Annotated in this window: 25 protein-coding genes; 16 read left to right on the plus strand and 9 right to left on the minus strand. The window is 39.8% G+C overall.

The features are described 5' to 3' along the window. Positions 1-93 precede the first annotated feature (93 nt). The 6 genes from ACOB80_RS04565 to ACOB80_RS04590 form a co-directional block, all read right to left on the minus strand. On the minus strand, positions 94-309 hold the full coding sequence (locus tag ACOB80_RS04565; protein WP_473164621.1) for a hypothetical protein: 216 nt from the start codon (positions 307-309) through the stop codon (positions 94-96). A gap of 64 nt (positions 310-373) precedes the next feature. Next, the gene (locus ACOB80_RS04570; protein ID WP_473164622.1) at positions 374-940 is read right to left on the minus strand and encodes a GNAT family N-acetyltransferase; all 567 of its coding nucleotides are present in this window, start codon (positions 938-940) and stop codon (positions 374-376) included. 87 nt (positions 941-1,027) lie between these two features. After that, entirely contained in the window at positions 1,028-1,504 is a 477-nt protein-coding gene (locus ACOB80_RS04575) for a hypothetical protein (RefSeq protein ID WP_473164623.1), read from the minus strand. Between the two features lie 31 nt (positions 1,505-1,535). Further along, positions 1,536-2,156 carry a LysE family translocator gene (locus tag ACOB80_RS04580; protein WP_473164624.1) on the minus strand — a complete coding sequence of 207 codons (621 nt, stop codon included), beginning with the start codon at positions 2,154-2,156 and terminating at the stop codon, positions 1,536-1,538. A gap of 124 nt (positions 2,157-2,280) precedes the next feature. Further along, complete coding sequence (locus tag ACOB80_RS04585) at positions 2,281-2,517, minus strand: DUF3144 domain-containing protein (RefSeq protein WP_473164625.1); 237 nt, start codon at positions 2,515-2,517, stop codon at positions 2,281-2,283. A gap of 237 nt (positions 2,518-2,754) precedes the next feature. Beyond that, a complete protein-coding gene (locus ACOB80_RS04590; RefSeq protein WP_473164790.1) occupies positions 2,755-4,344 on the minus strand; it encodes an ABC-F family ATPase in 1,590 nt (529 codons plus the stop codon). Between the two features lie 579 nt (positions 4,345-4,923). Here ACOB80_RS04590 and ACOB80_RS04595 point away from each other — a divergent pair. After that, positions 4,924-5,151, plus strand: a complete 228-nt coding sequence (locus tag ACOB80_RS04595; RefSeq protein ID WP_473164626.1) for a hypothetical protein — start codon at positions 4,924-4,926, stop codon at positions 5,149-5,151. Between the two features lie 44 nt (positions 5,152-5,195). Here the strand turns inward: ACOB80_RS04595 and ACOB80_RS04600 are convergent, their stop codons facing one another. Beyond that, on the minus strand, positions 5,196-7,469 hold the full coding sequence (locus tag ACOB80_RS04600) for a YgiQ family radical SAM protein (RefSeq protein WP_473164627.1): 2,274 nt from the start codon (positions 7,467-7,469) through the stop codon (positions 5,196-5,198). Positions 7,470-7,822: 353 nt separating this feature from the next. Between ACOB80_RS04600 and ACOB80_RS04605 the strand changes: the two genes are divergently transcribed. After that, positions 7,823-10,345: a S9 family peptidase gene (locus ACOB80_RS04605; protein WP_473164628.1), complete on the plus strand. Its 2,523-nt coding sequence runs from the start codon at positions 7,823-7,825 to the stop codon at positions 10,343-10,345. Positions 10,346-10,407: 62 nt separating this feature from the next. Here the strand turns inward: ACOB80_RS04605 and cysZ are convergent, their stop codons facing one another. Further along, the gene (cysZ, locus tag ACOB80_RS04610; protein WP_473164629.1) at positions 10,408-11,148 is read right to left on the minus strand and encodes a sulfate transporter CysZ; all 741 of its coding nucleotides are present in this window, start codon (positions 11,146-11,148) and stop codon (positions 10,408-10,410) included. A 135-nt stretch (positions 11,149-11,283) separates the two neighbouring features. Between cysZ and smc the strand changes: the two genes are divergently transcribed. Genes smc through ACOB80_RS04630 form a run of 4 tightly spaced genes read left to right on the plus strand, consistent with a single transcriptional unit; the run spans position 11,284 to position 18,362 of the window. Beyond that, positions 11,284-14,847 carry a chromosome segregation protein SMC gene (gene smc, locus ACOB80_RS04615; protein ID WP_473164630.1) on the plus strand — a complete coding sequence of 1,188 codons (3,564 nt, stop codon included), beginning with the start codon at positions 11,284-11,286 and terminating at the stop codon, positions 14,845-14,847. 16 nt (positions 14,848-14,863) lie between these two features. Further along, a complete protein-coding gene (zipA, locus tag ACOB80_RS04620) occupies positions 14,864-15,937 on the plus strand; it encodes a cell division protein ZipA (protein ID WP_473164631.1) in 1,074 nt (357 codons plus the stop codon). Positions 15,938-15,995: 58 nt separating this feature from the next. Then, positions 15,996-18,041, plus strand: coding sequence for an NAD-dependent DNA ligase LigA (gene ligA, locus ACOB80_RS04625; RefSeq protein ID WP_473164632.1), 2,046 nt, complete (start codon positions 15,996-15,998; stop codon positions 18,039-18,041). Beyond that, a complete protein-coding gene (locus tag ACOB80_RS04630; RefSeq protein ID WP_473164633.1) occupies positions 18,042-18,362 on the plus strand; it encodes a DUF3392 domain-containing protein in 321 nt (106 codons plus the stop codon). It begins immediately after the preceding gene. Between the two features lie 4 nt (positions 18,363-18,366). Here the strand turns inward: ACOB80_RS04630 and ACOB80_RS04635 are convergent, their stop codons facing one another. Then, a complete protein-coding gene (locus ACOB80_RS04635; protein ID WP_473164634.1) occupies positions 18,367-18,729 on the minus strand; it encodes a hypothetical protein in 363 nt (120 codons plus the stop codon). Positions 18,730-18,888: 159 nt separating this feature from the next. On the opposite strand from ACOB80_RS04635, the gene ACOB80_RS04640 reads away from it, so the two are divergent. The 10 genes from ACOB80_RS04640 (at position 18,889) to ACOB80_RS04685 (ending at position 26,039) form a co-directional block, all read left to right on the plus strand. Continuing rightward, entirely contained in the window at positions 18,889-19,506 is a 618-nt protein-coding gene (locus tag ACOB80_RS04640; RefSeq protein WP_473164635.1) for a hypothetical protein, read from the plus strand. 211 nt (positions 19,507-19,717) lie between these two features. Next, positions 19,718-20,413, plus strand: coding sequence for a spondin domain-containing protein (locus tag ACOB80_RS04645; protein WP_473164636.1), 696 nt, complete (start codon positions 19,718-19,720; stop codon positions 20,411-20,413). Between the two features lie 9 nt (positions 20,414-20,422). Further along, complete coding sequence (locus tag ACOB80_RS04650) at positions 20,423-21,154, plus strand: spondin domain-containing protein (RefSeq protein ID WP_473164637.1); 732 nt, start codon at positions 20,423-20,425, stop codon at positions 21,152-21,154. Positions 21,155-21,244: 90 nt separating this feature from the next. Continuing rightward, complete coding sequence (locus ACOB80_RS04655; RefSeq protein WP_473164638.1) at positions 21,245-21,967, plus strand: winged helix-turn-helix domain-containing protein; 723 nt, start codon at positions 21,245-21,247, stop codon at positions 21,965-21,967. After that, complete coding sequence (locus ACOB80_RS04660) at positions 21,967-23,457, plus strand: sensor histidine kinase (RefSeq protein WP_473164639.1); 1,491 nt, start codon at positions 21,967-21,969, stop codon at positions 23,455-23,457. The genes ACOB80_RS04655 and ACOB80_RS04660 overlap by 1 nt, the downstream gene beginning before the upstream one ends. 137 nt (positions 23,458-23,594) lie before the next feature. Then, positions 23,595-24,389 carry a M48 family metallopeptidase gene (locus ACOB80_RS04665; protein ID WP_473164640.1) on the plus strand — a complete coding sequence of 265 codons (795 nt, stop codon included), beginning with the start codon at positions 23,595-23,597 and terminating at the stop codon, positions 24,387-24,389. A 77-nt stretch (positions 24,390-24,466) separates the two neighbouring features. Further along, the gene (locus ACOB80_RS04670) at positions 24,467-24,871 is read left to right on the plus strand and encodes a helix-turn-helix domain-containing protein (RefSeq protein ID WP_473164641.1); all 405 of its coding nucleotides are present in this window, start codon (positions 24,467-24,469) and stop codon (positions 24,869-24,871) included. Between the two features lie 63 nt (positions 24,872-24,934). Further along, positions 24,935-25,324 (plus strand): VOC family protein, encoded by a 390-nt coding sequence (locus ACOB80_RS04675; protein ID WP_473164642.1) that lies wholly within the window; start codon positions 24,935-24,937, stop codon positions 25,322-25,324. A gap of 119 nt (positions 25,325-25,443) precedes the next feature. Then, positions 25,444-25,761: a DUF4144 family protein gene (locus ACOB80_RS04680; protein WP_473164643.1), complete on the plus strand. Its 318-nt coding sequence runs from the start codon at positions 25,444-25,446 to the stop codon at positions 25,759-25,761. Positions 25,762-25,787: 26 nt separating this feature from the next. Beyond that, positions 25,788-26,039, plus strand: a complete 252-nt coding sequence (locus ACOB80_RS04685; RefSeq protein WP_473164644.1) for a PspC domain-containing protein — start codon at positions 25,788-25,790, stop codon at positions 26,037-26,039. Positions 26,040-26,071: the final 32 nt, after the last annotated feature.

Consider the following 26,071-nt stretch of genomic DNA (forward strand, 5'->3'; position numbering starts at 1 on the left):
CTCAATTTACGTTATAGCCAATTTTAGCTCTTAGAATGAAGTGATGATGTTGCACCAATCCAGTGAATAGGTGGTTAGTAAAATTGAAAAGCTTTATTTATTTTCTATAATTTCACTACTCTGGCTTGCATTTCTTTGTTTATTTTCTATAATTTCACTACTCTGGCTTGCATTTCTTTGTTTAGATTCGATAGCCAATTCTTTACCAAAAAACCAACCGGTAACAAGGCAAAAGGCTAAGAACGCACCAACTTGAAACCCTAATTTAAAATAGAATTTTCTAAACTTAACTTTAGTGTTTTTATCCATTGATTAATCTCCATGTTAAAAAAGTTATGAATCAAAGACCAAGTCACAGGTTATTAAAAACGTGTTAGTCGCAATCATGATTCGGATTTATTTTTGATGTTAAAACATGATCTTGCCACGAACCAGCTATTTTCAAATAAGATTTAGCTAGTCCCTCTCTTTCGAAGCCAAGTTTCGTTAATAGTTTTTCGCTACGCACATTAGACGGTATGTAATTTGCCATAATTCGGTGTAACCCGACGTGCTCAAACATATAAGTTGTACAAGGTTCAAGCATCTCAAGCATTAGTCCTTTTCCTTGGTCTTGCTCATTAATGGAATAACCTAAATGACATGCTTGAAATACTCCATGTACGATATTGGTAAAATGACAAACGCAAATAATTTTCGAGCGTGATTTATCAAGCCCTACGAAAGGTACTGATTTACCAGATATGAATTGCTCATAATTTAATTTAACGCGGCGTTCCACTTCAATATCAGAGTAGTAAGTGTCGTCTCTTTTAGGCTCCCATTTAGCTAAGTGCGCGTTATTATTTTTTTCAAAGATCGCTAAAAGCGCGAAATCTTCCGGCTTTAAAACCGTAATAATAAGATTCTCAGTAATTAATTCAGGAATAGATTTTTGCACTGATTTCTCTTTCTAAACATATCGTCTGAATGTGATGATTATACATATAGGCAATATGTAAAAAATAAAGCGGAAACGATAGAGGGGCTAGGTTTCAGATTTTTTAAACGCTTCTTTAAGTTCTTTGTTGCGCCATTTGTTGAGTAGGTTAGTCGAAACGTCATTGATATTGATCGTAGCGTAACGTTTGATAAAAGGAGCTATATCTGATGCTGCTAAAAATACGAGGTACTTTTGCCCTTTGAGTTGTGGAACATAACACGGATCACCTTCTATCACGCCCGTTGTAAAAAGTTGAGCATCAGGCTCGCCTTTTAGAGTTTCAACTAACACTGCTGTTCCACTAGTATACTTTCTAGTACTAAGGTTTATATCGTTAGTCTCTAGGAATTTGTTTAAATTTAGAGATGAGTTAATTTCTATGCTTTTAACTTCAATAATTGCGACATGAGGGCTCTCTTTAAAATGCTCCTCTAAAGTCAGTTGACTTGTGCACTCACTCGCTTGTATTGAAAAAATAGCACCGCTTAATAACGCTGAGAAATAAGTGATTAATTTACGCATGTCCTTTGCCCTTTTCCAATTTCTTTTAATGTTAAACCCTACGTTCAGTAAGTAAACCGATGCCGATAGAGCTAATAAAAAAGGCACAACAACGATTAAACAATTTTTTCATATTCGGCTTTGCAAACCAGTGACGCAGGTGTACTCCAAAAATAGCATAAATAGATATAGCTAGTAACTCTAAACCTAAAAACGTCACTCCTAAAATAGTGAACTGATAACCGGCATTCTGATTAGGGTCAATAAACTGCGGAAAGAACGCTGTGAAAATCAAAATAGCTTTTGGATTACCTGCGGCTAATAAAAATTCCTGTTTAGCAAGTTGATAAATATTATTGTTATCGAGATTTTGAACGTCGACTTCAGAAACTTCTGAGCTCCATAATTTGAATGCAACCCAAAATAAATAGATAGCGCCTACAATTTTTATTGTTAAGAAAATCGCTTCTGAGGCATATAAAACGGTGGCCATTCCTGTTGCGGCTAAAAATATCATTACAACAAAAGCGACTATTCGGCCAAACCCTGCACAAACACTATACTTAAACCCATAACGTTGAGCATTGGCCATACAGAGTAAATTGTTTGGTCCTGGTATCATGTTTAATGCAAAGCATGCCGGCAAAAATAAAAAAAATACCAATAAATCCATTTTGTGAACTCTCTTATAAATAACGCCTAACTTATGGCGGCATAAAAGCTTGGCTAAACTTGAGCAGCGAAACTAAATTGAGCCAAGCTTTAACCGTTCCGCCAATAACTGATTTGTTATGTGTTTAACTTGCTGTGTAATGTTTAATAGAGTTTCTCAGCATGTCTTCATACATTTCAATATACTCTGAAATATTCTCTTGGAGAGTCTCTGGATTTGAATTCTCGAGAATGCTTTGAGCATTGAAACAAGCTGTGGCAAATAGCATAGAAGAACTTGCTTGCGCTTTTGAAGTTTCTGATTCGATTTCCTCTGCTTTTGCAATATATCTTTCTACTACTTCTTCGAACTTTTCATCCATGTTCTGATATTCTCTAAATTTAAAACAGTATCTTATGTAGACTTCTCAGTAATATCCATCTACGACTATCTCTTTAAATTACCAGAAATTATCAGCAATTCAATCTCTTATAAAAGCAATGTTGCCATTAAGTGCCATTAGCTAAATTCTGAAAACGATTAGGTAGTTTTAATAGACACAAAAAAAGGAGTAGGGCATGAGCGCTACTCCTTTTATTAATGTTGATGCTAGGTTGTTTTATTTACCTTGGCTAGCTAAGTACTCATCATACGTTCCAGCGAAATCAACGTATCCATCTTCTTTAATTTCGATGATACGAGTCGCTAAGCTAGAAACAAACTCACGGTCGTGTGATACGAACACTAATGAGCCTTCAAACTGTGATAGTGCCATGTTTAACGATTCGATTGATTCCATATCCAAGTGGTTTGTTGGTTCGTCCATCACTAATATATTTGGCTTGTGCATCATTAGCTTGCCGAAAAGCATACGGCCTTGTTCACCACCAGATAGCACTTTGACTGACTTTTTAATGTCGTCGGCTGAAAATAGCATACGGCCTAATGCGCCGCGAATAGCTTGTTCATCGTCGCCTTCTTGTCGCCACTGGCTCATCCAATCGAAAAGATTCATATCTTCTTCAAACTCATGAGCGTGGTCTTGAGCGTAGTAACCAATATTGTGGTTTTCAGACCATTTAATTTCACCGCTATCAAGCTCTAGCTCGTTCATTAAACAGCGTAAGAAAGTGGTTTTACCTACACCGTTTTCACCGATTACTGCGATGCGCTCGCCAACTTCTGCCATTAGGTTCATGTCTTTTAATAGGTGAAGGTCGTCGAAACTCTTGTTCAGGTTTTCAATTTCTAGCACATTTCTGAACAATTTCTTTTCTTGTTCGAAGCGAATGTAAGGGTTAACACGGCTTGATGCTTTTACCTCATCAATTTTAATTTTGTCAATTTGGCGTGCACGTGAAGTCGCTTGTTTTGCTTTCGATGCGTTTGCTGAGAAGCGGGCAACGAACGCTTTTAAGTCAGCTATTTGTGCTTGTTTTTTCGCGTTGTCGGCAAGTAAACGAGCCCGAGCTTGCGTTGCTGCAAGCATGTATTCGTCGTAGTTACCTGGGTGAACGCGAAGCTCACCGTAGTCTAAATCCGCCATGTGCGTACATACTGAATTTAAAAAGTGACGGTCGTGAGAAATAATAATCATGGTGGATTCACGTTCGTTAAGCGTGTCTTCTAACCACTTAATGGTGTGAATATCCAAGTTGTTGGTCGGTTCATCTAATAGCAAAATATCTGGATCAGAAAATAGTGCCTGAGCAAGTAATACACGAAGCTTCCAGCCAGGTGCAATTTCACTCATCTTGCCGTAATGCTGTTCTACCGGAATACCAACACCAATTAACAATTCACCTGCACGGCTTTCTGCGCTGTAGCCATCCATTTCTGCGTAAAGAGACTCTAAGTCACCAACGCGCATACCATCTTCTTCACTCATTTCTGGTAAAGCATAAATGCGGTCACGTTCTTCCTTCACTTCCCATAGTTCGGTATGACCCATAATAACCGTGTCAACAACACTGTATTCTTCGAAAGCGAATTGATCTTGACGAAGTTTACCGACTCGATCGTTTTGATCTAAGTTGATGTTACCGCTGGTTGGCTCTAAGTCACCACCTAGAATTTTCATTAATGTAGATTTACCACAACCATTGGCACCAATTAAACCGTAGCGGTTTCCATTACCAAATTTTTGCGAGATATTTTCAAACAGCGGTTTTGCTCCAAACTGCTGTGTTATGTTGTTGGCGACTAAAATAACAGACTCCAGAAATAGTTGTGTGTAACAAAATTGGCGGCAATTATACCCGAATCATCTGTGAGTAAAATACACTCTAGTGTAATTTCTTCTCACTGGTGGCAATTAATGTCAACTTACAGGCGTCATATCGCTTGTTAGCGCTTCTCAATAACAAAATGTTACTAAGGAGTTACTTTTTGATAGTAACTTAGAACAACTCTTATACAGCTTGCTTTGTACAAAAGATAGACAATAAACACTTCGTCAATAGTTAGGAATAGCTCAATGGTTTATCAATATGTAGAACAAGCATTGTTTTATTACAGGCGTGGTGACAGAGTAACGGCTCGCCAGTTTTGGCAGTTAGCAATCGATCAGCTACAGACAAAGTGTGGCTGATCATATTTGATAGTAACCTATTGTTAGTGAACATTTTTCCAGTAAGCTTGTTTTAGTAACTAACTGAAATGTATAACTATTCGCCGCTTGTAAAACAAAAAAGCATTTCATAGATAACTTTTTTGTACAATTTCATAATTTCGTCACAAAAATCTGGGTTGTAGATCATATACTCTTTCACGCAGTAAAGGAGGGGATATGAATAAGTTAAAATCCAGTTTGCTAATTGAAGAACTAACCAATTTTTCAGGCGTTTCTGCTATTGAATTCGCATGTGTCTTAAGAAGGCTTGCAAGGCTTATTATCAGTACAAATTACGAAAATGATGTGATTGACAATATCACTAAATACTATCAGCTTCCTAAGTCTCAATTGATTGAAATTTCAAAACAAATCGAGCTTGAAGCGCAAGGTGCTTACGCTTAAACCTGATACGAATATATGATAAGAGGTTAATTCTTACTTACCTCTTATCTTTTGCTTTTACGCTTTTTCTTGAGCGAATTACCAGAATCAAATTGATTATCGCTAAATCGCGTTAAGCCTGATTTATAACGCTTGTTGTTTGATTTTTTAACGCCTTCACCTTTCTTGAATCCTTGTGCGTTGTTTTTACCTTTACCTGACTTTTTGTAATGGCTGTAATTGCCTTCACCTTTTGACTCTGGTGGCACTAAGCAACCAGGTTTGGTACCAATAAGCTTTCTAGCTAAGCCCATTTTGGTCAGTGCTTCGCGAATAATTGGCCAGTTGTTTGGATCGTGGTAACGCAATATTGCTTTGTGTAATCTACGTTGACGACCACCTTTAGGCACCACTACGGAGTCACTGGTCTTTTTAACATTGCGTAACGAATCTATTTCCGTGTGATATAGCGTTGTAGCGTTTGCCAATGGTGAAGGATAAAAGTTCTGAACTTGGTCTAGTCTGAAATCATTTTCTTTCAACCACAGTGCAAGGTTTATCATGTCCATATCTGATGTTCCTGGATGCGCGGAGATAAAATATGGGATCAGATATTGTTTTTTTCCTGCGGCTTTTGAGTATTTATCAAAGAGTTCTTTGAACTGATAATAGCTACCCATGCCCGGTTTCATCATTTTATTGAGTGGTCCATCTTCAGTATGCTCAGGGGCAATTTTTAAATAGCCACCAACGTGATGCTCTGCTAATTCTTTAACATAAGCAGGGTCCTCAACGGCTAAGTCGTAACGGACTCCAGATGCAATGAGCACTTTTTTAATGCCTTTAATATTACGTGCCTTACGGTACAGGTTTATCGTCGGCGTGTGATCCGTATCTAAATGACCACAAATGGTCGGCCAAACACAACTTGGCTTGCGACAGGTTGCTTCAGCTTTAGGGCTTTTACAGCGCAACTGATACATATTTGCCGTAGGGCCACCTAAGTCAGAAATAACACCGGTAAAGCCGGGCACTTTTTCTTTAATATCTTCTATTTCTTGTAAAATCGATTCTTCAGAGCGCGATTGAATAATGCGTCCTTCGTGCTCGGTAATCGAACAGAAAGTACAACCACCGAAACATCCGCGCATAATATTGACGGAAGTTTTGATCATGTCATACGCAGGAATTTTTGCTTGGCCGTATTTTGGGTGTGGAACACGCTTGTAAGGCAACCCAAATACTCCGTCCATTTCTGCTTCACTTAATGGGTAAGCAGGAGGGTTTAACCAGATAATTCTGTCGCCGTGACGCTGCACTAACGGCTTAGCTGAGCCTGGGTTAACTTCTTGATGGAAAATCCTAGACGCGTGGGCGTACAAAACCTTGTTATCTTTCACTTGCTCGAAAGTGGGTAGGTTGATGTAAGTGGTAAGCCAAGGCTTCTTTTTATCTTTCCAAGATTTATTGCGGTACTTGTCACTTTTAAATTCAACGACATTAACCGCTTGCGCTACTTGAGTAACGTCACTGTTAGCATCTTTATTCTCTGGCGCCGAATCACAACTTGTTTGATCAATTTCTTGATAAGGACTTGGAATAGGATCGATTTTTCCCGGCTTATCAATAGAGCGAGAATCTATTCCGTGCCAGTCTGGTAGAGCTTGTTTAGCTAAAAATGCCGTGCCGCGAATATCAGTAAGTGTCTCAACTGCTTCACCTTTGGCAATGCGGTGGCTTACTTCAACAAGAGGTCTTTCTGCATTACCGTAAATAAGTAAATCCGCTTTCGCATCAAATAAAATTGAACGTCTTACTTTTTCTGACCAATAATCGTAATGAGCAATACGGCGCAAACTTGCTTCAATACCACCAATAACAACAGGAACATCTTTGTAGGCTTCTTTACATCGCTGAGAATAGACGAGTACAGCACGGTCTGGTCGCTTACCACCTTCATTATTTGGTGTATACGCATCGTCATGGCGTAGGCGCTTTTCAGCAGTATATCGATTGATCATAGAGTCCATATTGCCAGCTGTTACACCAAAGTATAAGTTGGGTTTCCCAAGAGCCATAAAAGGCTCTTTTGACTGCCAGTCTGGCTGAGCGATTATACCGACTCTAAACCCTTGTGCTTCTAACATGCGACCGATAACAGCCATACCAAAGCTAGGGTGATCTACATAAGCATCACCTGTAACTAGAATAATATCGCAGCTATCCCAGCCTAATTGATCCATTTCTTCACGAGAAGTCGGAAGAAAATCAGCCACGCCATAGCATTCTGCCCAGTATTTTGGGTAGTCGAATAAAGTGGTTTTAGGTAATGGGATCATTAATGTCGCCTACAAAGTTAAACTTTTTTACAATTTTGCAAAAAGCATTATGTTAATTTACACAAATAATTACTCGCCAGCGGTGTTAAGCACACGAATAAATGTAGCATTTGTTCATTGCCGCCACCAATTCACCTGCGCCTATCCAATTAAAGTAAAAAAGGCTGTGAGTATCTGGGCGCGCGATTATAGCAAAATAGCGAATTAACAGCAGCAAGAATTTTGGTCGTAAATTTTGCGGCGTTAGTCTAATTTTAATGTAGGCAAAGATAAGGTAGCCTTACAATCAACTCAGTGAAAAACTGAATCGTTTAGAAACTAATTCTTAACTTAATAAAAATACAAGCAAATACATGATGAAAAATAAAATCTTAGCAGTTGCCATTTCTATGGCGTTATTTGGCTGTGTTGCTACGACAGAAGAGCAAACAGCGGAAGGTGTGCTGGATGCTTCTCCTGTAAGTATCAATGAAAAAGCCGCAAAAGTTCAGAAAGTTAATACAGAAGCACCAACTAATGTTGAAAAAGTCGTTGTAGCGAAATCAGCAAAAACCGCATCAGGTGACACGGTAATCACTTTAGAAAAAATAATGTCTGACCCTGATTGGATTTCGCGTGCACCAGAAAGTTGGTATTGGGGCGACGATAGCCAAACGATATTTTATAAGCAAAAGCGAGAGGGCAACCCGATTCGAGATTTATATCAAATGTCGATTACATCGCCTAACTCAGCTAAGCAAGTTGATCTGGCAAAGCAACATCAGCTTGCTGACCGCGGCGCAGTGTTAAATAACGATGGCTCTAAAGAGGCGTATATTTTTCAAGGAAACGTCTTCGTTAAGAACCTAAATACAGGAGCAGTAACGCAGCTCACTAAAACATCGGCGAATGAAAGTGCCGTAATGTTTTTGAATAATGGCAACGTTGCTTATCGTGTTGGTAACAAGTTTTTCGAGCATCAGCTAAACGGTAATCAAGTTATCGAATTAGCGAATATCAAATTTTCTGCCGCGCCGTCAGAGAAAAAGCCAAGTTATTTAGCCGAACAACAAACTGAGTTGATTGACTACATTGCGTTGCAACAGCGCAACAAGAAGTTAAAAAGCGAACAAAATGATAAGCTTAAAGCTAATAACTCAAGCATTACGCAGTCTGAGTTTTATTTAGGAGCAGGTAAGCGAATCGCTAAGGCAAGTTTATCGCCAAACGGTGACAAGCTAATTGTGAGTATTACTAAGGCCGGTTCGAGCCGTGATAAGTCGGATATTATGCCGAATTACATTACTGACGACGGCACTATCGCACCAGTTAAAGTGCGTGCTCGCGTTGCGAATAATCGTAAGTACAGTGAAGAAGTCATTTTGTTGGATTTGAAATCAGGCCAACAATTTCCGCTTTCTTATGAGACTCTTTCAGACTACGACGCTGATGTATTAGCGGCTGTTAAGAAAGAAAATGCCGTGAAGAAAGGTGAAAGTTATCAAAGTAAGACGGCACCTCGTGACATTCACATCCAAGGTTCTAGTCGTTCTATCAAGTGGCACAAAGACGGCAAAAAAGTCGCGTTAATGTTAGAAGCATGGGACAACAAAACGCGTTGGTTAGCGAACGTTGATTTACTAGAAAATAAACTGGTTGAGCAGCATAAATTGCAAGATGATGCGTGGATCAACTGGGGCTTTAATGAGTTTGGTTGGGCAGGTAACAAATTATATTTCTTGTCAGAAGAGTCGGGTTATTCACACCTTTACACTAAGTCTTTAGTAGGTAAGTCGAAAAAATTAACCACAGGCCGTTTTGAGGTGAGCAACTTAACGCTCACCAATGATGAGCAACGCGTTATTTTTAAAGCGAACAAAAAGCACCCTGGTATTTATGAAATTTACCAAGTTGAGTTAGCTACAGGTGACATGAAAGCACTAACGGATTTAGGCGGCATGAACGATTACGCCTTAAGTCCAGATCAATCTAAGTTGCTAATTCAACACTCAGAATTGCTAATGCCACCTGAGCTTTATGTTAAAGATATTACAGGTACTTCACCTGCGACTCGCTTAACTTATACAGTATCAGATGAGTTCTTGTCTATGCCATGGACTGCGCCAAGTATTGTCGCTGTGCCTTCGTCAAAGCAAGAAGATCCTGTTTACTCTCGTGTGTATTTACCAGAAAACTTTGACAAAACAGCAGAGAAAAACCGCGCTGTTATGTTCTCTCACGGTGCTGGTTATCTGCAAAACTCGCATATGGGCTGGTCAGGTTACTTCAGAGAATTCATGTTTCACAGCATGTTAGTGCAACAGGGCTATGTTGTTATCGACATGGATTACCGCGCGTCGAAAGGCTATGGCCGTGACTGGCGCACCGCTATTTATCGCCACATGGGTAAACCAGAAGTGGAAGATATGAGCGATGGTGTCGATTGGTTAGTAGAAAACGCCAATGTTGATAGAAACCGTATCGGTACTTATGGTGGTTCGTATGGTGGATTCTTAACCTTGATGTCTATGTTTACAGAGCCAGATTTATTCCAAGCAGGTGCGGCATTAAGATTGGTATCTGACTGGGCTTATTATAACCATGGCTATACTTCTAACATCTTAAATACACCGGGTGTTGACCCGATAGCGTTTGAAAGAAGTTCACCAATTTACTTTGCTGAAGGGTTAGAAAAGCCATTGCTTATCAATGCGCCTATGATTGATAACAATGTATTTTTCCAAGATACCGTTCGTTTAGTGCAGCGTTTAATTGAGCTTGAAAAAGAAAACTTTGAAACGGCTATTTACCCTGTGGAGCCGCATGGTTTTGTTCAGCCGAGTTCTTGGTTAGATGAATACCGTAGAATCTATAAGTTGTTTGAGCAAAACTTATAACGTTTATAAAGAAGAAAAAAATCCAGCGGTAATCGCTGGATTTTTTTGTTTGTAATACTTAATTATTCAGCAAAGTTATCTCTATGGTGGTCTACCCAAAGCGCCGTCGCACCGCAAATAGATACTGGCACAACAACTAAGTTGAGAATAGGTACCATAGCAAATATTGCACTGCCAATACCAAAGCCGAAGCTCAATACTTTTCTTTCTCTTAACGCCACTTTCATCTGGCTAAATCCGATTTTGTGATTATCAAATGGATAATCGATATATTGCACTGCCATCATCCAAGCGAGAAACAAGAACCAGCAAATTTGTCCAATAACAGGCACAAACCAATACACTAAAAAGAACACGATGGCGCGCGGCAAATAGTAACTAAGCTTAACGAATTCACGTCCTAATGTTCTTGGTACTTCTTTTAGTAACAGCCACATGGATTGTGGAGGGAGCTCTTTTCCAGTTAACTTTGCTTCTACTCGTTCAGATAATAAACCGTTAAAAGGTGCGGCGATCCAGTTAGCAATTGTGGTAAAGGCAAGCGAGTAGAATAGCAAAAAGAAAAATAGCAACAACGGACCAATAAAGGCGGTAATCCAGTCCCAACCTTCAGGCAGGTACTCAGCAATCGCCGTTACCCACTGATCTAAGGTTAAATACAGATGATAAAAAGCGCCTGCAAATATCAGCAGGTTTATAAGCAAAGGAACTATAACAAAGCGTTTAACTCCTTTGGTGGTGATCAATGAAAAGCCTTGTAAAAAGTAACTAAAGCCAGAGCGTTTGATACTGCCTTGAACCATTAAATTATCTTCCTTTTGTACGCAGGATAACCAGTTAGGTTATTTAAAAATCTGTTAACTGTAGCAAGTGTGACAAATTCTCATAAAGTCTGGTAGAGTAAATTTTAAAAATAACGTTTCTTTGTTATCGCCTAAATGCGCTTATCCTATGTAAAACTTGCTGGCTTTAAATCTTTTGTCGAACCGACAAAGGTAGAATTTAAGCACGATATGACGGCAATCGTTGGTCCCAACGGTTGTGGCAAGTCAAATATTATCGATGCGGTTCGTTGGGTGTTAGGGGAAAGCTCTGCGAAGCATTTACGTGGCGATTCCATGACTGATGTTATTTTTAATGGCGCTAAATCAAGAAAGCCCGTGGGGCAAGCAAGTGTTGAACTCGTTTTCGAAAAAACAAACGACCAATTTTCAGGTACTTTAGCTGACCGTCAGCAGATTTCTATTCGCCGCGTGGTCAATCGAGAAAGTCAAAATACTTATTACTTAAACGGCAGCAAATGTCGACGTAAAGACATCACTGATATCTTCCTTGGTACTGGATTAGGCCCGCGAAGTTACGCCATTATTGAACAAGGCACAATTTCACGTTTAATAGAGTCTAAGCCGCAAGAGCTTAGAGTGTTTATTGAAGAAGCCGCTGGAATTTCTAAATTTAAAGAGCGTAGAAGAGAGACGGAAAATCGCATTCGTCATACTCGTGAAAACTTAGAGCGACTTTCCGATATTCGTCATGAGCTGCAAAATCAATTAGAAAAACTGTTTGGTCAGGCAGAAGCTGCGAAACGGTTTAAGTCTTTAAAAGCACAAGAGCGAACTGTGCGCGCAGAGTTGGCGGTAATTAAAGGTCAAAAGCTAGCTCAGCATGCTTCTGATAAACAAGAGCAGATAGACAAGCTTGAGCAGGAGATTTCGAGCAAGGAGCAAGCGCTAAGCATACTCTCTACAGAAGTGGCCGCCGCGAAAAAAACGACTCAATATGCGAGTGAACAATTGCAAAAAATGCAGCAGGATCAAGTTGTGGTTGCTGGTGAAGTGGCAAAACTAGAGCAGCAAGTTGCTTTCCAGTCTCAAAGTTATCATTCCGATATTGAAGAAAAAGCACTAGCAGCGAAGCAGCTTGAAAATGCGCAAACATCGCTTTTAGCTCAGCAGAGTTTAATTACGAATTTAACACAACAGAAGCAATTAAACTGCCCAGAGAAGCAAGCTAAATCTGCCGAATTAGACGACATAGAACAAGCTCTGAAACAATACCAACAAGAATCCAAACTGTTAAATGACCAGTGGCAAACTGTTCAACGGGAAAAGTCGACAGAACTTAATCAGCAACAAATTTACCAGCAGACTTTAGCGAACCTTAATGGCAAAAAACAGCAGCTCATGAGCCAAGCAGAGCAGTTAAACCAACACTATCTAGCGTTATTAAAAAGGCTGGATACCTTTGTATCTGAGACAAACTCTGGATCTAGTTCTGAAGAAGGTGACTTTAATCTCGAGAGTGTCGATAAAGATAATGCTGAGCTACCTTTAAAAACATTGTTATCTGAAAGCGAAGCCGTTGAAAATGATTTCCAAAACGCACAGTTAGCATTGCAAGCATTACAAGAAAAAGAACAACAACAAAAACTCATTAACCACGAGATAGTGGCTAAATTAAAGGTAAAAGAAGAACAAAAGCATTCAATAGAAAAGTTGCTTAGGGATGCTGAAAGCGAACAATCTGAGTTAGAAGCCTCTTTGCGTGTTGGTAATATTCAAATAACACCATTATTAGAACTTTTAGATGTTGAAGAGGGGTGGCAACTAGCGGTAGAAACTGTATTGGCACAGTTTGCTGATAGCTTTGTTGTTGATGATTTGGCGGACGCCGAAAATTGCTTAAGCCAAGTTAAAAACGGTCATTTATTTTGGAGAACCAGTCCTTTTCAAGTTAACTCAATTCAACCGAAGGCAGGAACATTAGCCGAAAAAGTAAAAGGTGAACATGGACTAACGGCATTTTTTAATCAAATCCAAGTGGCTGAAGATCCGCAAAAGTCTTTTGAAAAGTATCAATCTTTAATGGAGAAAGAGCCTACAGAGGATACCTCGGTTATTTGTCGACAAGGGCTATGGCTAAACGGTGCTTTCTTATCTAAAGGGACGAGTGCTTCTTCTTCAGCGCACAAAGTAAGAATTGATTTACAAAAACAACATCAGTTATTGATTGAGGAAATATCGACACTCGACAGAGCGATGCTTGAAGCTAAAGATAAAGAGCGCCAATGCCAGTTGCAATTAGTTGAGCAACAAGAATTAATGGGGGCTCTCTCAAGCAAGCTGCAGCGATTTAAAACGACTATTTCGCAGCGTGAAGCAGAGATAAAAAAAAGCGAGCAACAGCGTCAATTAATAGATAGCCAGATAGCGTCGGCTAAAGAACAAGAGTCTCTATGTCAGCAAGCATTGGAAAATGTAGAGAAAGAGTTATCGCTACTGGTAATGCCTAAAGCGAGCAGTGATTTTCCCGATGAGCTGGCTTTAAGAAGACAATTAGATAGCTATAGTGAAAAAATAAACGCGTTATTTGAATCTAAAAGTAAAATTAAAGAAAGCTTACACAAAGCCGAACTTGATGAAGAGAGACTTAGCACTGAACTTAAACTTGCTGAGCAAAACGTCAACTCTTCTCAAGTCAATGTCCAAGTGTTTAACCAGCAATTACAGCAGTTAAAGGATAAAGTTGAACAAGGCGTGATTTCACTAGAACAGCGAAAGGAAGCGTTAGCGGTTAAACAAGGTGTATTAGCAGCAACGGAGCAACACCTCAGTCAGTTTCATCAAGAAAATAAAGTAGCATTAGAAAAAATTACTTTGCAGGAACAAAATCAATCGAATTTGGTCGAAGCATTAACGAGATTAAAAGATAAATTGACCAAGGCGCAACTTGCGTTTGAAAATGCTCAGTTAAAAGCTGAACATGAGCTAGAGAATTTAGCGCAAACAGGAATGACGGTTGAAACTGTACTGGAGCATTTAGACGAAAAAGCTAACGAAGCTCATTGGTCTCAAAAGCAATTGCTGTTGAAAAAGCAACTCGATGGCTTAGGAGCGATTAATTTAGCAGCAATAGATGAATATCAGCAGGCGTTAGAACGAAAAAATTACTTAGATTCGCAAAATCAGGATTTAAATATCGCGATTACAACGTTAGAATCAGCGATAGAAAAAATAGACAAAGAAACAAGAGTAACCTTTAAAAATACCTTTGATATTATTAATGAAGACTTGCAAGGGCTATTTCCCAAGGTTTTCGGTGGCGGCAGTGCTTATTTAGCGCTAACTGAAGACGACATGCTGTCTACTGGTGTAACTATTATGGCGAGACCGCCGGGTAAAAAAAATACCAGTATTCATTTATTATCAGGTGGAGAAAAAGCGTTAACCGCGTTATCTTTGGTATTTGCAATTTTTAGACTAAACCCAGCACCGTTTTGTATGCTTGACGAAGTGGACGCGCCACTTGATGATGCAAACGTAGAAAGGTTTTGTAAGCTTGTCGACGAAATGTCGCAAACAGTACAGTTTATATACATTAGTCATAATAAAATAGCGATGGAAATGGCGGCTCATTTATCCGGAGTTACCATGTTTGAACCGGGCGTATCCAGATTAGTAGAAGTGGATATAGACGAAGCATTGTCCATGGCTGAAGTGTGATAATAAAGGCTAGATGATGGAAGATAATTTTAGAAACGCATTAATTATAATCAGCGCAGTTGTTATTGCGGCGATTTTCGTTCACGGTTTTTGGACGATTAGAAAAAATAAAAACCCGTATAAATTAAAAGCTAAAAATGAAAAAATCGACCCAATCGAACGAGGTTTCGATACGCAAGGCTTTGACCAAGATGGTGTAGGAAAAGTAAGAGTTGTTAGTGGGTTGACGGAAGAAGAGATCCCACAAGAGCCAGCGCCAGCACCTGATTACGCAGAAGAGCCGCTACCAACGGACTTAACTAGCGAAGAGAAAAAAGAACCTGCGTTAGATATTTCTATGGGAGATTTAAGCGATATCGCTGAGCAGCCACCATTAGATGATACGCCTCCACCAGTGCAAACCTCTGAAGTTGCACCTGAGCAAGAACAAGTGGAGATGCAACAACCAGAGCATCTGCATGAAGAAGTTGAAGAAACAGCTGTTTATAGTGAGCCTGTATCAAAGCCTAAACCAAAGCGTAAGCGCTCAGTAAAACAAACGGTTACCGATAAACTTAAACGTAACCAAATGGAAATGAATTTTGGCGACGCTGCCGTTGAAGATGATATGCCCTCTATGTCGGCTACTGATAGCATTGAAGACAATAAGCCAGAGATTGATCCTGAAGTTATCGTGGTATCGGTTGTTATGCCAGAAGGTGGAACAATAGCCGGTGCTGCTTTGTTGCCAACCCTTCTTACGCTTGGCCTTCGTTATGGCGAGATGAACATTTTCCACCGTCATGAAGACAATGCTGGTAATGGTAAAGTCACTTTTAGTTTGGCAAATATGATGAACCCAGGTACGTTTGACTTAGATGAAATTGAAAGCTTTGCCACGCAAGGTCTAACTTTGTTTATGACATTACCTAATGCCGCAGATCCTTTTAGTGTCTTTGAGAATATGATGCAAGCAGCAAAGCAATTAGCACTTGAATTTAATGCGCAACTGCTTGATGACAAACGCAGTGTAATGACCAAGCAAACAGAGCAACATTACCAAAGCAGAATTAGAGAATTTGAACGCAGGCATCGTATCGCAACAGCGTAATCCAATATTTAATACATAAGCCTCATTCGAGGCTTATTTTTACTTCAGTGTTATAAAAATGAATAAACAACAAGCCGAGCAGCAAGTTGCTCAATTAAAAGAGCAAATCAATCGATATAACCACCAGTACTATGTGTTAGACGAACCGACGGTTCCTGATGCAGAGTATGACAGACGGATGCGTGAATTAATTGGTCTAGAAAAAGAGTTTCCTGAACTTAAATCGATTGATTCTCCGAGTCAAAAGGTGGGGGGGGAAGCGCTTAAAAGCTTTACCCAAGTAACTCACCAAGTACCAATGCTGTCGCTTGATAACGTTTTTTCTGAAGATGAATGGCTTGCCTTTGTTGAGCGAATCAAAGATCGATTAAAAGACAATAGTGACCTTGTCTTTTGTGCCGAGCCTAAACTAGATGGCCTTGCGGTAAGTTTGCGTTATGAAAATGGTGTTCTTATTCAAGCAGCTACTCGTGGTGATGGTACTACCGGTGAAAATATCACAGAAAATATTCGAACGATTAAATCTATTCCTCTAAAACTTGTAGGCGAAGATTATCCTGCGATCCTTGAAGTGCGCGGTGAAGTCTTTATGCCAAAAGCAAGTTTTGAGCAGCTTAATGAAAAGGCTATACAAAAAGGTGAAAAGGTATTTGCCAACCCAAGAAATGCAGCAGCAGGTAGTTTGCGTCAGTTAGACTCAAAAATTACCGCCTCGAGAAATCTTGCTTTTTATGCATATAGCTTAGGTTATGTGGAATATGGCGAAGGCCAGAATACAGGTTGGCTGAGTGACTCTCACTATGATCGCTTGGTGCAGTTAAAAGGTTTAGGCTTGCCTATGTGTCCAGAGGTTAAAACCTTGTCGTCAAGTGAAGAAGTTGACGTATTCTACCAAGATATTCTAACGCGCCGCGATGCGCTTCCTTATGAAATAGACGGTACGGTATTTAAAGTTGATAGCATAGCGCTTCAAGAGAAACTAGGGTTTGTGGCACGCGCACCTCGTTGGGCAACGGCTTATAAATTTCCAGCGCAAGAAGAGTTAACCCTGTTAGAAGATGTTGAATTTCAAGTAGGAAGAACAGGCGCTATTACTCCTGTAGCGCGCTTAAAACCAGTATTTGTTGGTGGTGTAACTGTCAGTAACGCAACACTGCACAATCAGGATGAAATAGAGCGTTTGGGCGTAAAAGTTAAAGATACCGTTGTTATTCGTCGCGCTGGTGATGTTATCCCACAAATTGTTTCCGTTGTGCTCGATAAAAGACCTGATGATGCGGTTGATATAGAATTTCCTACTTCTTGCCCAGTATGTGATTCAGATGTTCACAGAGAAGAGGGCGAAGCTGTTATTCGTTGTACTGGTGGCTTATATTGTGGAGCACAACGAAAAGAGGCCATTAAGCATTTTGCTTCGCGTAAAGCGATTGATATAGACGGCCTTGGTGACAAGTTAGTTGAACAGTTAGTGGATGAAAAGCTGATCGAAACACCAGCGGATTTATTCCAACTAACAGAGTTAAATGTAAGCACTATGGAGCGCATGGGGCAAAAATCAGCAAGTAATCTGATCGCCGCATTAGATTCTGCTAAGACAACAACACTCGCAAAGTTTGTTTATGCCTTAGGTATACGAGAGGTAGGTGAAGCTACCGCGGCAAACCTATCACAACACTTTTTAACTTTTGACAATATTAAAGCGGCAAATGTCGAGGCGTTACAAGAAGTGCCTGATGTTGGCGAAGTAGTTGCTAAGAATATTATCCAATTTTTTGCTCAGCCTCATAATATTGAGGTGGTTACCAAGTTAGAAAGTATTATGTCGTGGCCAGCAATTGAAGTGAAATCTTCAGATGAGCAACCGTTAAAAGACCAAACATTCGTTTTAACTGGGACATTGTCGCAAATGGGCAGAACTGAAGCGAAAGGGCACCTGCAATCATTAGGTGCTAAGGTTTCCGGTAGTGTTTCAGCTAAAACTCACTACTTAGTTGCTGGTGAAAAAGCAGGTTCTAAATTAACTAAAGCCCAATCGTTAGGTGTTGAAGTATTAACAGAAGAGCAAATGTTAGCGCTGTTAAAATCACATGGAATTGAGGTGTAAATGGAGTGGCTAGCTGAAATAGGCGCAATGTTTCGCCCCTATCAATACCAAGCGGCCTTAGCCATTATCGCAACATTATTGGTGTTATTTGGTAATGATATTAATGGTGCTATAAAGCACATGTTTAGAAAACAACACTTCGTTGTACGTACCTTGGCCTTTGTGGTGGTGTGCGCGTTTGGATATGGGTTAGCAACCGTTTGGCTGACAGGTTTACTGGCTGAACAATTAGGCAAAATACCTAATGCGTATATTGTTCCTTTGATTGTCTTTATTTTCTTTAGTCTTGGAACTTACGCCCAAAAGCAGCGCCAAATTTAATGGGTCAAATAGACAGGAATGCGTAGATAAACAGTAGTGTGGGGACGGGAAGTATAAACCCAAAGATTGCCGCCTCGCACCACTCCACTGACTTATAGAATTTTTGCAATTGTTTGTCTTTTACTTTTGAAGATGGCAATACTTGAAAGAAAAAAATAAAAGCCGCAAGTACTAACGCTTGTAATGCAAAGAACAAAATAAATATTGCCAGCCAAATTAATGATTCAGGTGTTGTTTGGCTGATGTTTCCTTGTAAAAGGGCAAACATTAAAAAGGCAAATAGACTCCAACCTACCAGTGTCCAGCGATATTCCGAAACACTGATAGCGATATTGTTAAATAAGTTGGGACTAAACCAAAGCTTCATTTACTGCCTTTTTAATAATGAATTGTTGAACGAATAAGAATACTCAGTTTCTAATGACTCAGTAACATTAATGCGCCTCTGCCAAATTCAAGGTGTGAGGCTAACTTAACTAATTTAAGTATAATGTAAAATTTAACAGGCTGGTTGATGAATTTAAATATGTTGAATGTAAAGGGATATGTAATGATTGCGGGCTTAGCGATAAGTGTTTTACCTCAAGGTACTCTAGCGGCCGCTTTTGAAGGGCAAGAAAATAAAATCAACATTCCTAAATCTCACGCTAAAGCGCTGCAAGCTATAGCGAAAGAAGAACAATTGGGCTTGCAAAGCCAACATATCGTCATCACCCCAAAACTGTTAACGGACAATAAAGGCAATCAATATATTGGCGCAATAGTATCGAAAGCAAGCTTACAGCCTTATCTAACAGAGCTAAATGACATTTTAGGTGAAGAGTTTTCTGAATACCGCCGTCGACAATCTGCGCGTGATCATGGTGTTTTTCATTTAACTTTAGTTAGTCCGCCTGAATACCAAGGTTTAGGCAAACCTCTACAACTTAGTCAGCAAAGCATTCGTGTGTCTTTACATGGGTTAGGGAAAGTCAGTCGAGGGGATGATACCTGCTACTTTGTTGTTGCTACCTCAAGTGATGGCCAGTTTTATCGTCAAAATTTATTACTAAAAAATAAAGATTTTCATGTTACTTTGGGCTTTAATGCTAATGATATTCATGGGGTAGCGAAAGATAAAACTACCTTGATAGTACCTAGGTAAACCATAATAAAAACAACAGTGTAGATGCTGTTATTCGTCAATTTTACCCCTGCTGAAACTTCCTTGAACGGTAGAATTCAAAAAAAATTTCATAAAATTCACGTATGACAATTGTGATAATTTTGTGATTTATTCGTGAATAGCTTGCGAGATTTCTTTTTCATAATCAGCTCGTGTTTCAAACTTAAACAACGATGAAAAAGGAATACTTATGAAACTTAATACTCTATTTGCAGGTGTTGCACTTGCCTCAGCTGCCATGACTAGCAACGCTGCTCAGGTGGACATAACCGTAACTAACTTAACTCAAGGTATTTACTTTACTCCTATTATTGTTGCTGCTCATAACGGTGATGCGTCTCTTTATCAAATTGGTCAAGCCGCTTCACCTGAACTACAAGCGATGGCTGAAGGAGGTATGCTTGATGGTTTAGAAAGTATTCTTATGAACGCAGGGGCAAATATTCAAAGAGATCCTGTTCCGGGCTTATTAGCACCAGCAATGTCAACAATGACCTCTATCGATACATCTGATGGTAATAACTACTTATCACTTGCTGCTATGATGCTTCCAACAAACGACGGCTTTGTCGGCTTAAATAGTTGGATGATCCCAACTGAACCAGGTACTTACCATATTCATTTGAACGCATATGATGCTGGCACAGAAGCTAATGATGAAATCGTAAATGGTGGCGGCGCGGCTGGTACTCCGGGAATTCCAGCATCGCCAGGTGGTTCAGGAACGGGCGGCACAGGCGTTACCGCAGCAGCTGAGCATGGCTACATTCATGTACACCGTGGCAACTTAGGTGACGATGACGACATGGGCGGTAAAAGTGATTTAGACAACACTGTTCATCGTTGGTTAAACCCGGTAGCTAAAGTGACTATTGTTGTTAACTAGGAGTTTGCCATGACTACATTAATTAAAAAATTAACACCGTTAATGGTTGTTCCTGCGCTAATACTCGCTGGTTGTGGTGGTAGCGATAACAATTCAAGTATGGATATGATGGACGACCCAATGCCGATGCCTACGCCGGTAACATATACCTATGAAGTTACAATCACTAATTTGACTTTAGCACAGCCAATGTCACCGATTGCGGTATTGCTTCATGATGAAGGTCAACTGTGGCAAGTAGGTGCTGAGGCGTCAGCGGAACTAGAAAATCTAGCTGAAAGTGGTGACAACTCAGGAATATTAGGTTTATCGGTTGCACTCGCTTCGCAAGGTGGTGCAGGCATGTTGATGCCTGGTATGGCCGAGACTATCAGTGTCGATATTACAGACATGATGCCAATGAAGCTTTCAATGGCGACAATGCTGGTAAATACTAACGATGCGTTTACTGGTTTAAATGCTATTGATATAACAAATTTAGCCGTTGGTGAAAGTATTTCCTTGATGACTGTGTCTTATGACGCAGGAACGGAAAAAAATACTGAGTCAATGGCCAGTATACCAGGGCCTGCTAGTGGTGGCACGGGAGAGGGGTTTAACGCCGAGAGAGACGACGTGAACTTTGTCGCCATGCACCCTGGGGTTGTAACGCAAGATGATGGCTTAACAATGTCTGTGCTTATGCAAGAGCATAGATTTGATAACCCTACGTTGAAAGTAGAAATTTCACGTACGCAATAATCATCGCCATTGACAGCTGCGGCAGCGATTGAGTTGCCGCGTTTCCTTATTTATTTTCCGGCCTATTTGGTTTCATGCTGGAGAAATAATATGGATAAAGTGCTGCTTGTCGAAGATGATCACGATATTGCAAAACTGATTCAACTACACCTACAAGAACTTTCATTACAGGTGTCTCATTATGCTACTGGGGAAGAAGCTATGGACGCTTACCACCATGAAGAGGTGGATTTACTTGTTTTAGATATTATGCTTCCTGGCATGTCTGGGCTCGATGTGTGCCGTTTGGTAAGAGAGTCAAACCCAGAGCAAGCTATCTTAATGCTGACTTCACGAGATGCTGAAATAGATCGCGTATTAGGACTAGAGCTTGGCGCTGACGACTATATGGGCAAGCCATTTAGCATTAGAGAATTACAGGCAAGAGTCCGCAGTTTACTAAGGCGTGTTCACATTTTAAGAGAACAGCAATACAAATGTATGCAACAGCAACAGCCCGAACAGCATTTGTCATTAGGTCGCTTACACATTGATTCCCTTACCCATAAAACAGTACTTGAAGGTAAAGAGTTAGAGCTTACCTCCACTGAATTTGATTTGTTATTTTTTCTCGCCTCACATCCCGAACAAGTATTCTCTCGCGAACAGCTATTGAGCTCTGTGTGGGGCTATCATCATACCGGTTACGAACATACGGTAAATTCTCATATTAATCGCTTGCGCAGCAAAGTGGAACGCAATGCTGCTAAACCTGAAATCGTACAAACGGTTTGGGGCGTAGGTTATAAATTTTGCTCCGAAGGAGTTGCATAGTGAAACTCAGCTTATATCAACGTTTATCGCTTTCTTTACTCGCCGTTTTTATCGCCATTTTTGTCGTTTTTTACTATTGGGCTCAGCAACTAGAACTACAAGCTAGGTATGAGTCTGAACAGCACCTTCACCTCAAGCTAGCGGAGAATTTAGCAAGTGATAACCCTGTGTTAAAACAAGGTGTTTATGATTATGAAGCATTGAAAAACTTGTTTCATACGCTCATGGTGTTAGGTCCAGCATTCGAATTTTACTTACTAGATCCCAATGGCAATATTCTTACTCATTCGATAAAGCCAGAATTTATAAAGCGGGATAGGGTTGATTTGCAACCTTTGTTAGCCATTATTGATGGCAAACAAGCATTGCCTATTTATGGTGACGATCCTAAAAACGCTTCACGACAAAAAGTGTTTTCAGCAGCGCCTGTTTATAACAAAGATAGGCTTCAAGGGTACCTTTATGTCATTGTTGCTGGTGAGCAATACGAATCTGCTTATAATCGCCCTCAGTTAAGTCATCAAGCTAAGCTATCTATGATGTTACTTGTAGCGGCAGTTGTGTTTCTCTTTGCCGTGATGCTTGGCTTGTTTGCCTATTTTACAAAGCCTCTTAGGCTGTTAAACAAAGACATGCGAAAATTGAAAGAAGCTGGCTTTGATACCTCTAAAGTTGAGTTAACAAGCTGGCAAAAAAACACCTTTAATGAAGTGCATTTGTTAGGTGAAGTCTTTCAGCAAATGGCGATACAAATTCATTTACAGTTAAAGCAGTTAAAAGAGGCTGATGTCAATCGACGCGAACTACTCGCTGATATCTCTCACGATTTGCGAACACCGTTAGCTGCGCTGCAAGGCTACATCGAAACGCTTTCTTTAGGCGCCGATAAATTGTCAGTTAAAGAACAACAAGCTTGTATTGAAACGTCTCTAAAAAATGCCAAACAGTTAAAGCAACTTATTGATCAAATCTTTGAATTGGCGCATTTAGAAGGTGGTCAGGTATCTCTTAATTTAGAAAACTTTAATTTGGCTGAATTGCTTTATGATGTTATCGCTAAATTTTCACTGACGGCAAAACAAAAACACATCAATATTGCTATCGATCCTGCCTCTAGTGATGTTGTAATTTATAGTGATATTGCTAAGTTAGAACGCGTGTTAACCAATCTTATTGAGAATGCTATTCGCCATACACCCAGTGGTGGTGACATTACCTTAGTGATTGACGAAGTGTCGCAAACTCGCTGCCAACTGTCAGTTAAAGATACCGGGACGGGTATTAAACAAGAAGAGTTGTCCTATATTTTTGATACCCGTTATCGCGCCAGCAATGCGATTAATGAAGGTGGTAAACATACTGGTTTAGGTTTGGCAATAACCCGAAAATTACTTGAGTTGTTACAAACCGAAATCCGCGTTAAAAGCGCATTAGGCCGTGGTACTGAGTTTAGTTTCACCTTAGACAAAGGCCAGTTAAGTGGTACTTAGTTAATGCTTTGTTTTGGCGTGTCATTAAAATTAAGTGAAATTTTCAATTAATGAGTCGATGTTTTTATTAGATTTTTCTACAATTTACTTATTGGGACTGAAATGGTCCAGAGAATAGATATTAATAGGGACTCTACATGAAAAAAACGATTTTGGCGTTAGTTGCCGCAGCGACAGTTATGGGGTGTAGCACTTCGTCTACAGGAAGAAGTCAAATTACTTTGTTTTCCAACTCAGAGCTAAGTGCGATGGGAGCTCAGTCATTTGAAGAGCTTAAGAAAAAAGAAAAAATTGCCACCGACCCTAAAATTAATCGCTATGTTCAGTGTGTCGCCAATGCCATTACTAAAAATGTGCCTAAATCTGCTCATTCAGGAACATGGGAAGTGGTTGTTTTTGACTCTAAACAAGTCAATGCCTTTGCCTTGCCCGGTGGTAAAATTGGCGTCTATACGGGCATTCTAAAAGTGGCTTCTGATCAAGATCAGTTAGCGGCAATCATGGGTCATGAAGTTGCACATGTAATAGAAAGCCATTCAAATGAGCGCATGTCTTCAAACCAGTTAACGCAAATTGGCGCGGCAGCTGGGGATGCATTGCTTACTAGCCAAGGCGTTGAAAACAAAGAACTATACATGATGGCAGGTTTGGCTATTGCGCAGTATGGCTTTTTAATGCCATATAGCCGCACGCATGAATCAGAAGCGGATATTGTTGGTCAAAACCTTATGGCTAAGTCGGGTTTTAAACCAGCAGCAGCCATCAAGCTTTGGCAAAATATGGCCAAGCAAGGTGGTGCTCAGCCGTTGGAGTTTTTGTCTACACACCCTTCCAATAAAACTCGAATTGCAGATTTATCAGAAAATCTACCTAAAGCTGATTCTCATTTTCAAGCGAATGCGAGACCAAGCTGTAAACGCCCTGTGATTTAAAAGGGCAGTTTGAACAGGGCTGTTAATTAAAGTGCTTAGTGCAAGGTGTTTTCTGGTGAGCCTGAGCGATACTTGTTATGAACAATAAAGAATTATCTTATTTTGAACAAGAAATTGATCGGCTACAACGAGAAGACCCTTTGCGAGCTGAGCACTATATTCATGTGCGTCAATCAAAAGCATTTATGGAAAAGTATTATGGCGAGAAAATAGCGTTAGACGATCTTGCTAAAGAGGCATTTATGTCTCGATTTCATTATGTAAGGATGTTCCAGCGTATGTATGGCGTAACGCCCAGAATATATTTGCGTGACATACGTATAGCGAAAGCAAAAGAGCTTCTCAAGAAAGGCGTTGCTATTACTCAAGTGTGTTTAGCTGTTGGCTACCAGAGCTTACCTTCATTTTCTTCAACATTTAAAAAGTGCACTAGTCTCTCACCTAGAGAGTTTCAACAACTACACAAAAGCAATCTAGAATAAGTTTAATAAGGTAAGCTTGTGTAAGCTATATAGAGTTTAAACAAATATGAGATTTGTAGTGCAATGATAAAAATTGACTTAACGAGTGTCCCAGTAGACGACCAAGATAAAGCATTAGACTTTTATACACGTGTGTTGGGATTTGTAAAGAAAACAGAAGTGCCTGTAGGTGAACACAAGTGGTTAACGGTTGTCTCGGCAGCAGAGCAATCTGGTGTCGAATTATTGTTGGAGCCGATGGCCTTTGAGCCCGCTAAGCAATATCAGCAGGCGTTAAAAGAAGCAGGAATTCCTTATACTGCTTTTTCTGTTGATGATATAGACGAGGAGTTTAAACGGTTAACGGCTTTGGGCGTTGAGTTTTCTATGCCGCCTAAAGAGGCAGGTACAGTTAAAATTGCCGTACTCGATGACACTTGCGGCAATTTTATTCAATTAATGCAAACACTATAACGGAAGCTTCATTTACCGATGATAATACAAATGTAGTTACAAATAAGATGTTGGTTTCTATTAAAATTTGGTTAATGATTAAATTAATTATTGCACCTGCTCTAATGAATTGAAACCTAATGATTAAGTGGCCTAGTATATTTAAGCTAGCTGGTGAAAATGAACTGATGTATTTCTCGTCAGAGAAGGCGCTTGTCGAAGAACTTGCACCTATGATATTTAGCGATGAAGATATCTTGGTGGATTCAAATGGTGTTATTTTTACCGTAGTGATTGATCAAGGGACAAACGTTTCCTACACATCATTAGGCAAAGAATTGTCGATAGCAGAGCTTACAAAGCTTATTCAAGCCCATGAGTTTTCGAAAGCAGAAACTTGCTTAACTAAAATTCACTTTCATTCGATAAGTGATGCTATTGCAGCTTTGTCAGTTTAATCACTATTAAATAACGACAGCAATTGATGAATAAAAGGGAAGAAAGTTTGTCATCAGATATTAAAGTGCTAACTAAAGCTAAGCATGGTTTGGTGTCTGGCACCTTACGCGGTTTGGCAGATTACTATCATTTAAACCTAAATGGACTTCAATTCGTGTTTCTTATCTCAGCGTTGTTTGGTTTTGGTCTAATACTTTATTTTGTGCTTTGGATAAGTATTCCTAGCTACTCTCAGCGAGAAGTGTTGTTGGCTGAGTTGGAAGAAAATCAACCTTAAAAAATAAAAAGAGCAACCTAAGCTGCTCTAAT

Source organism: Thalassotalea coralli, from assembly GCF_055786205.1.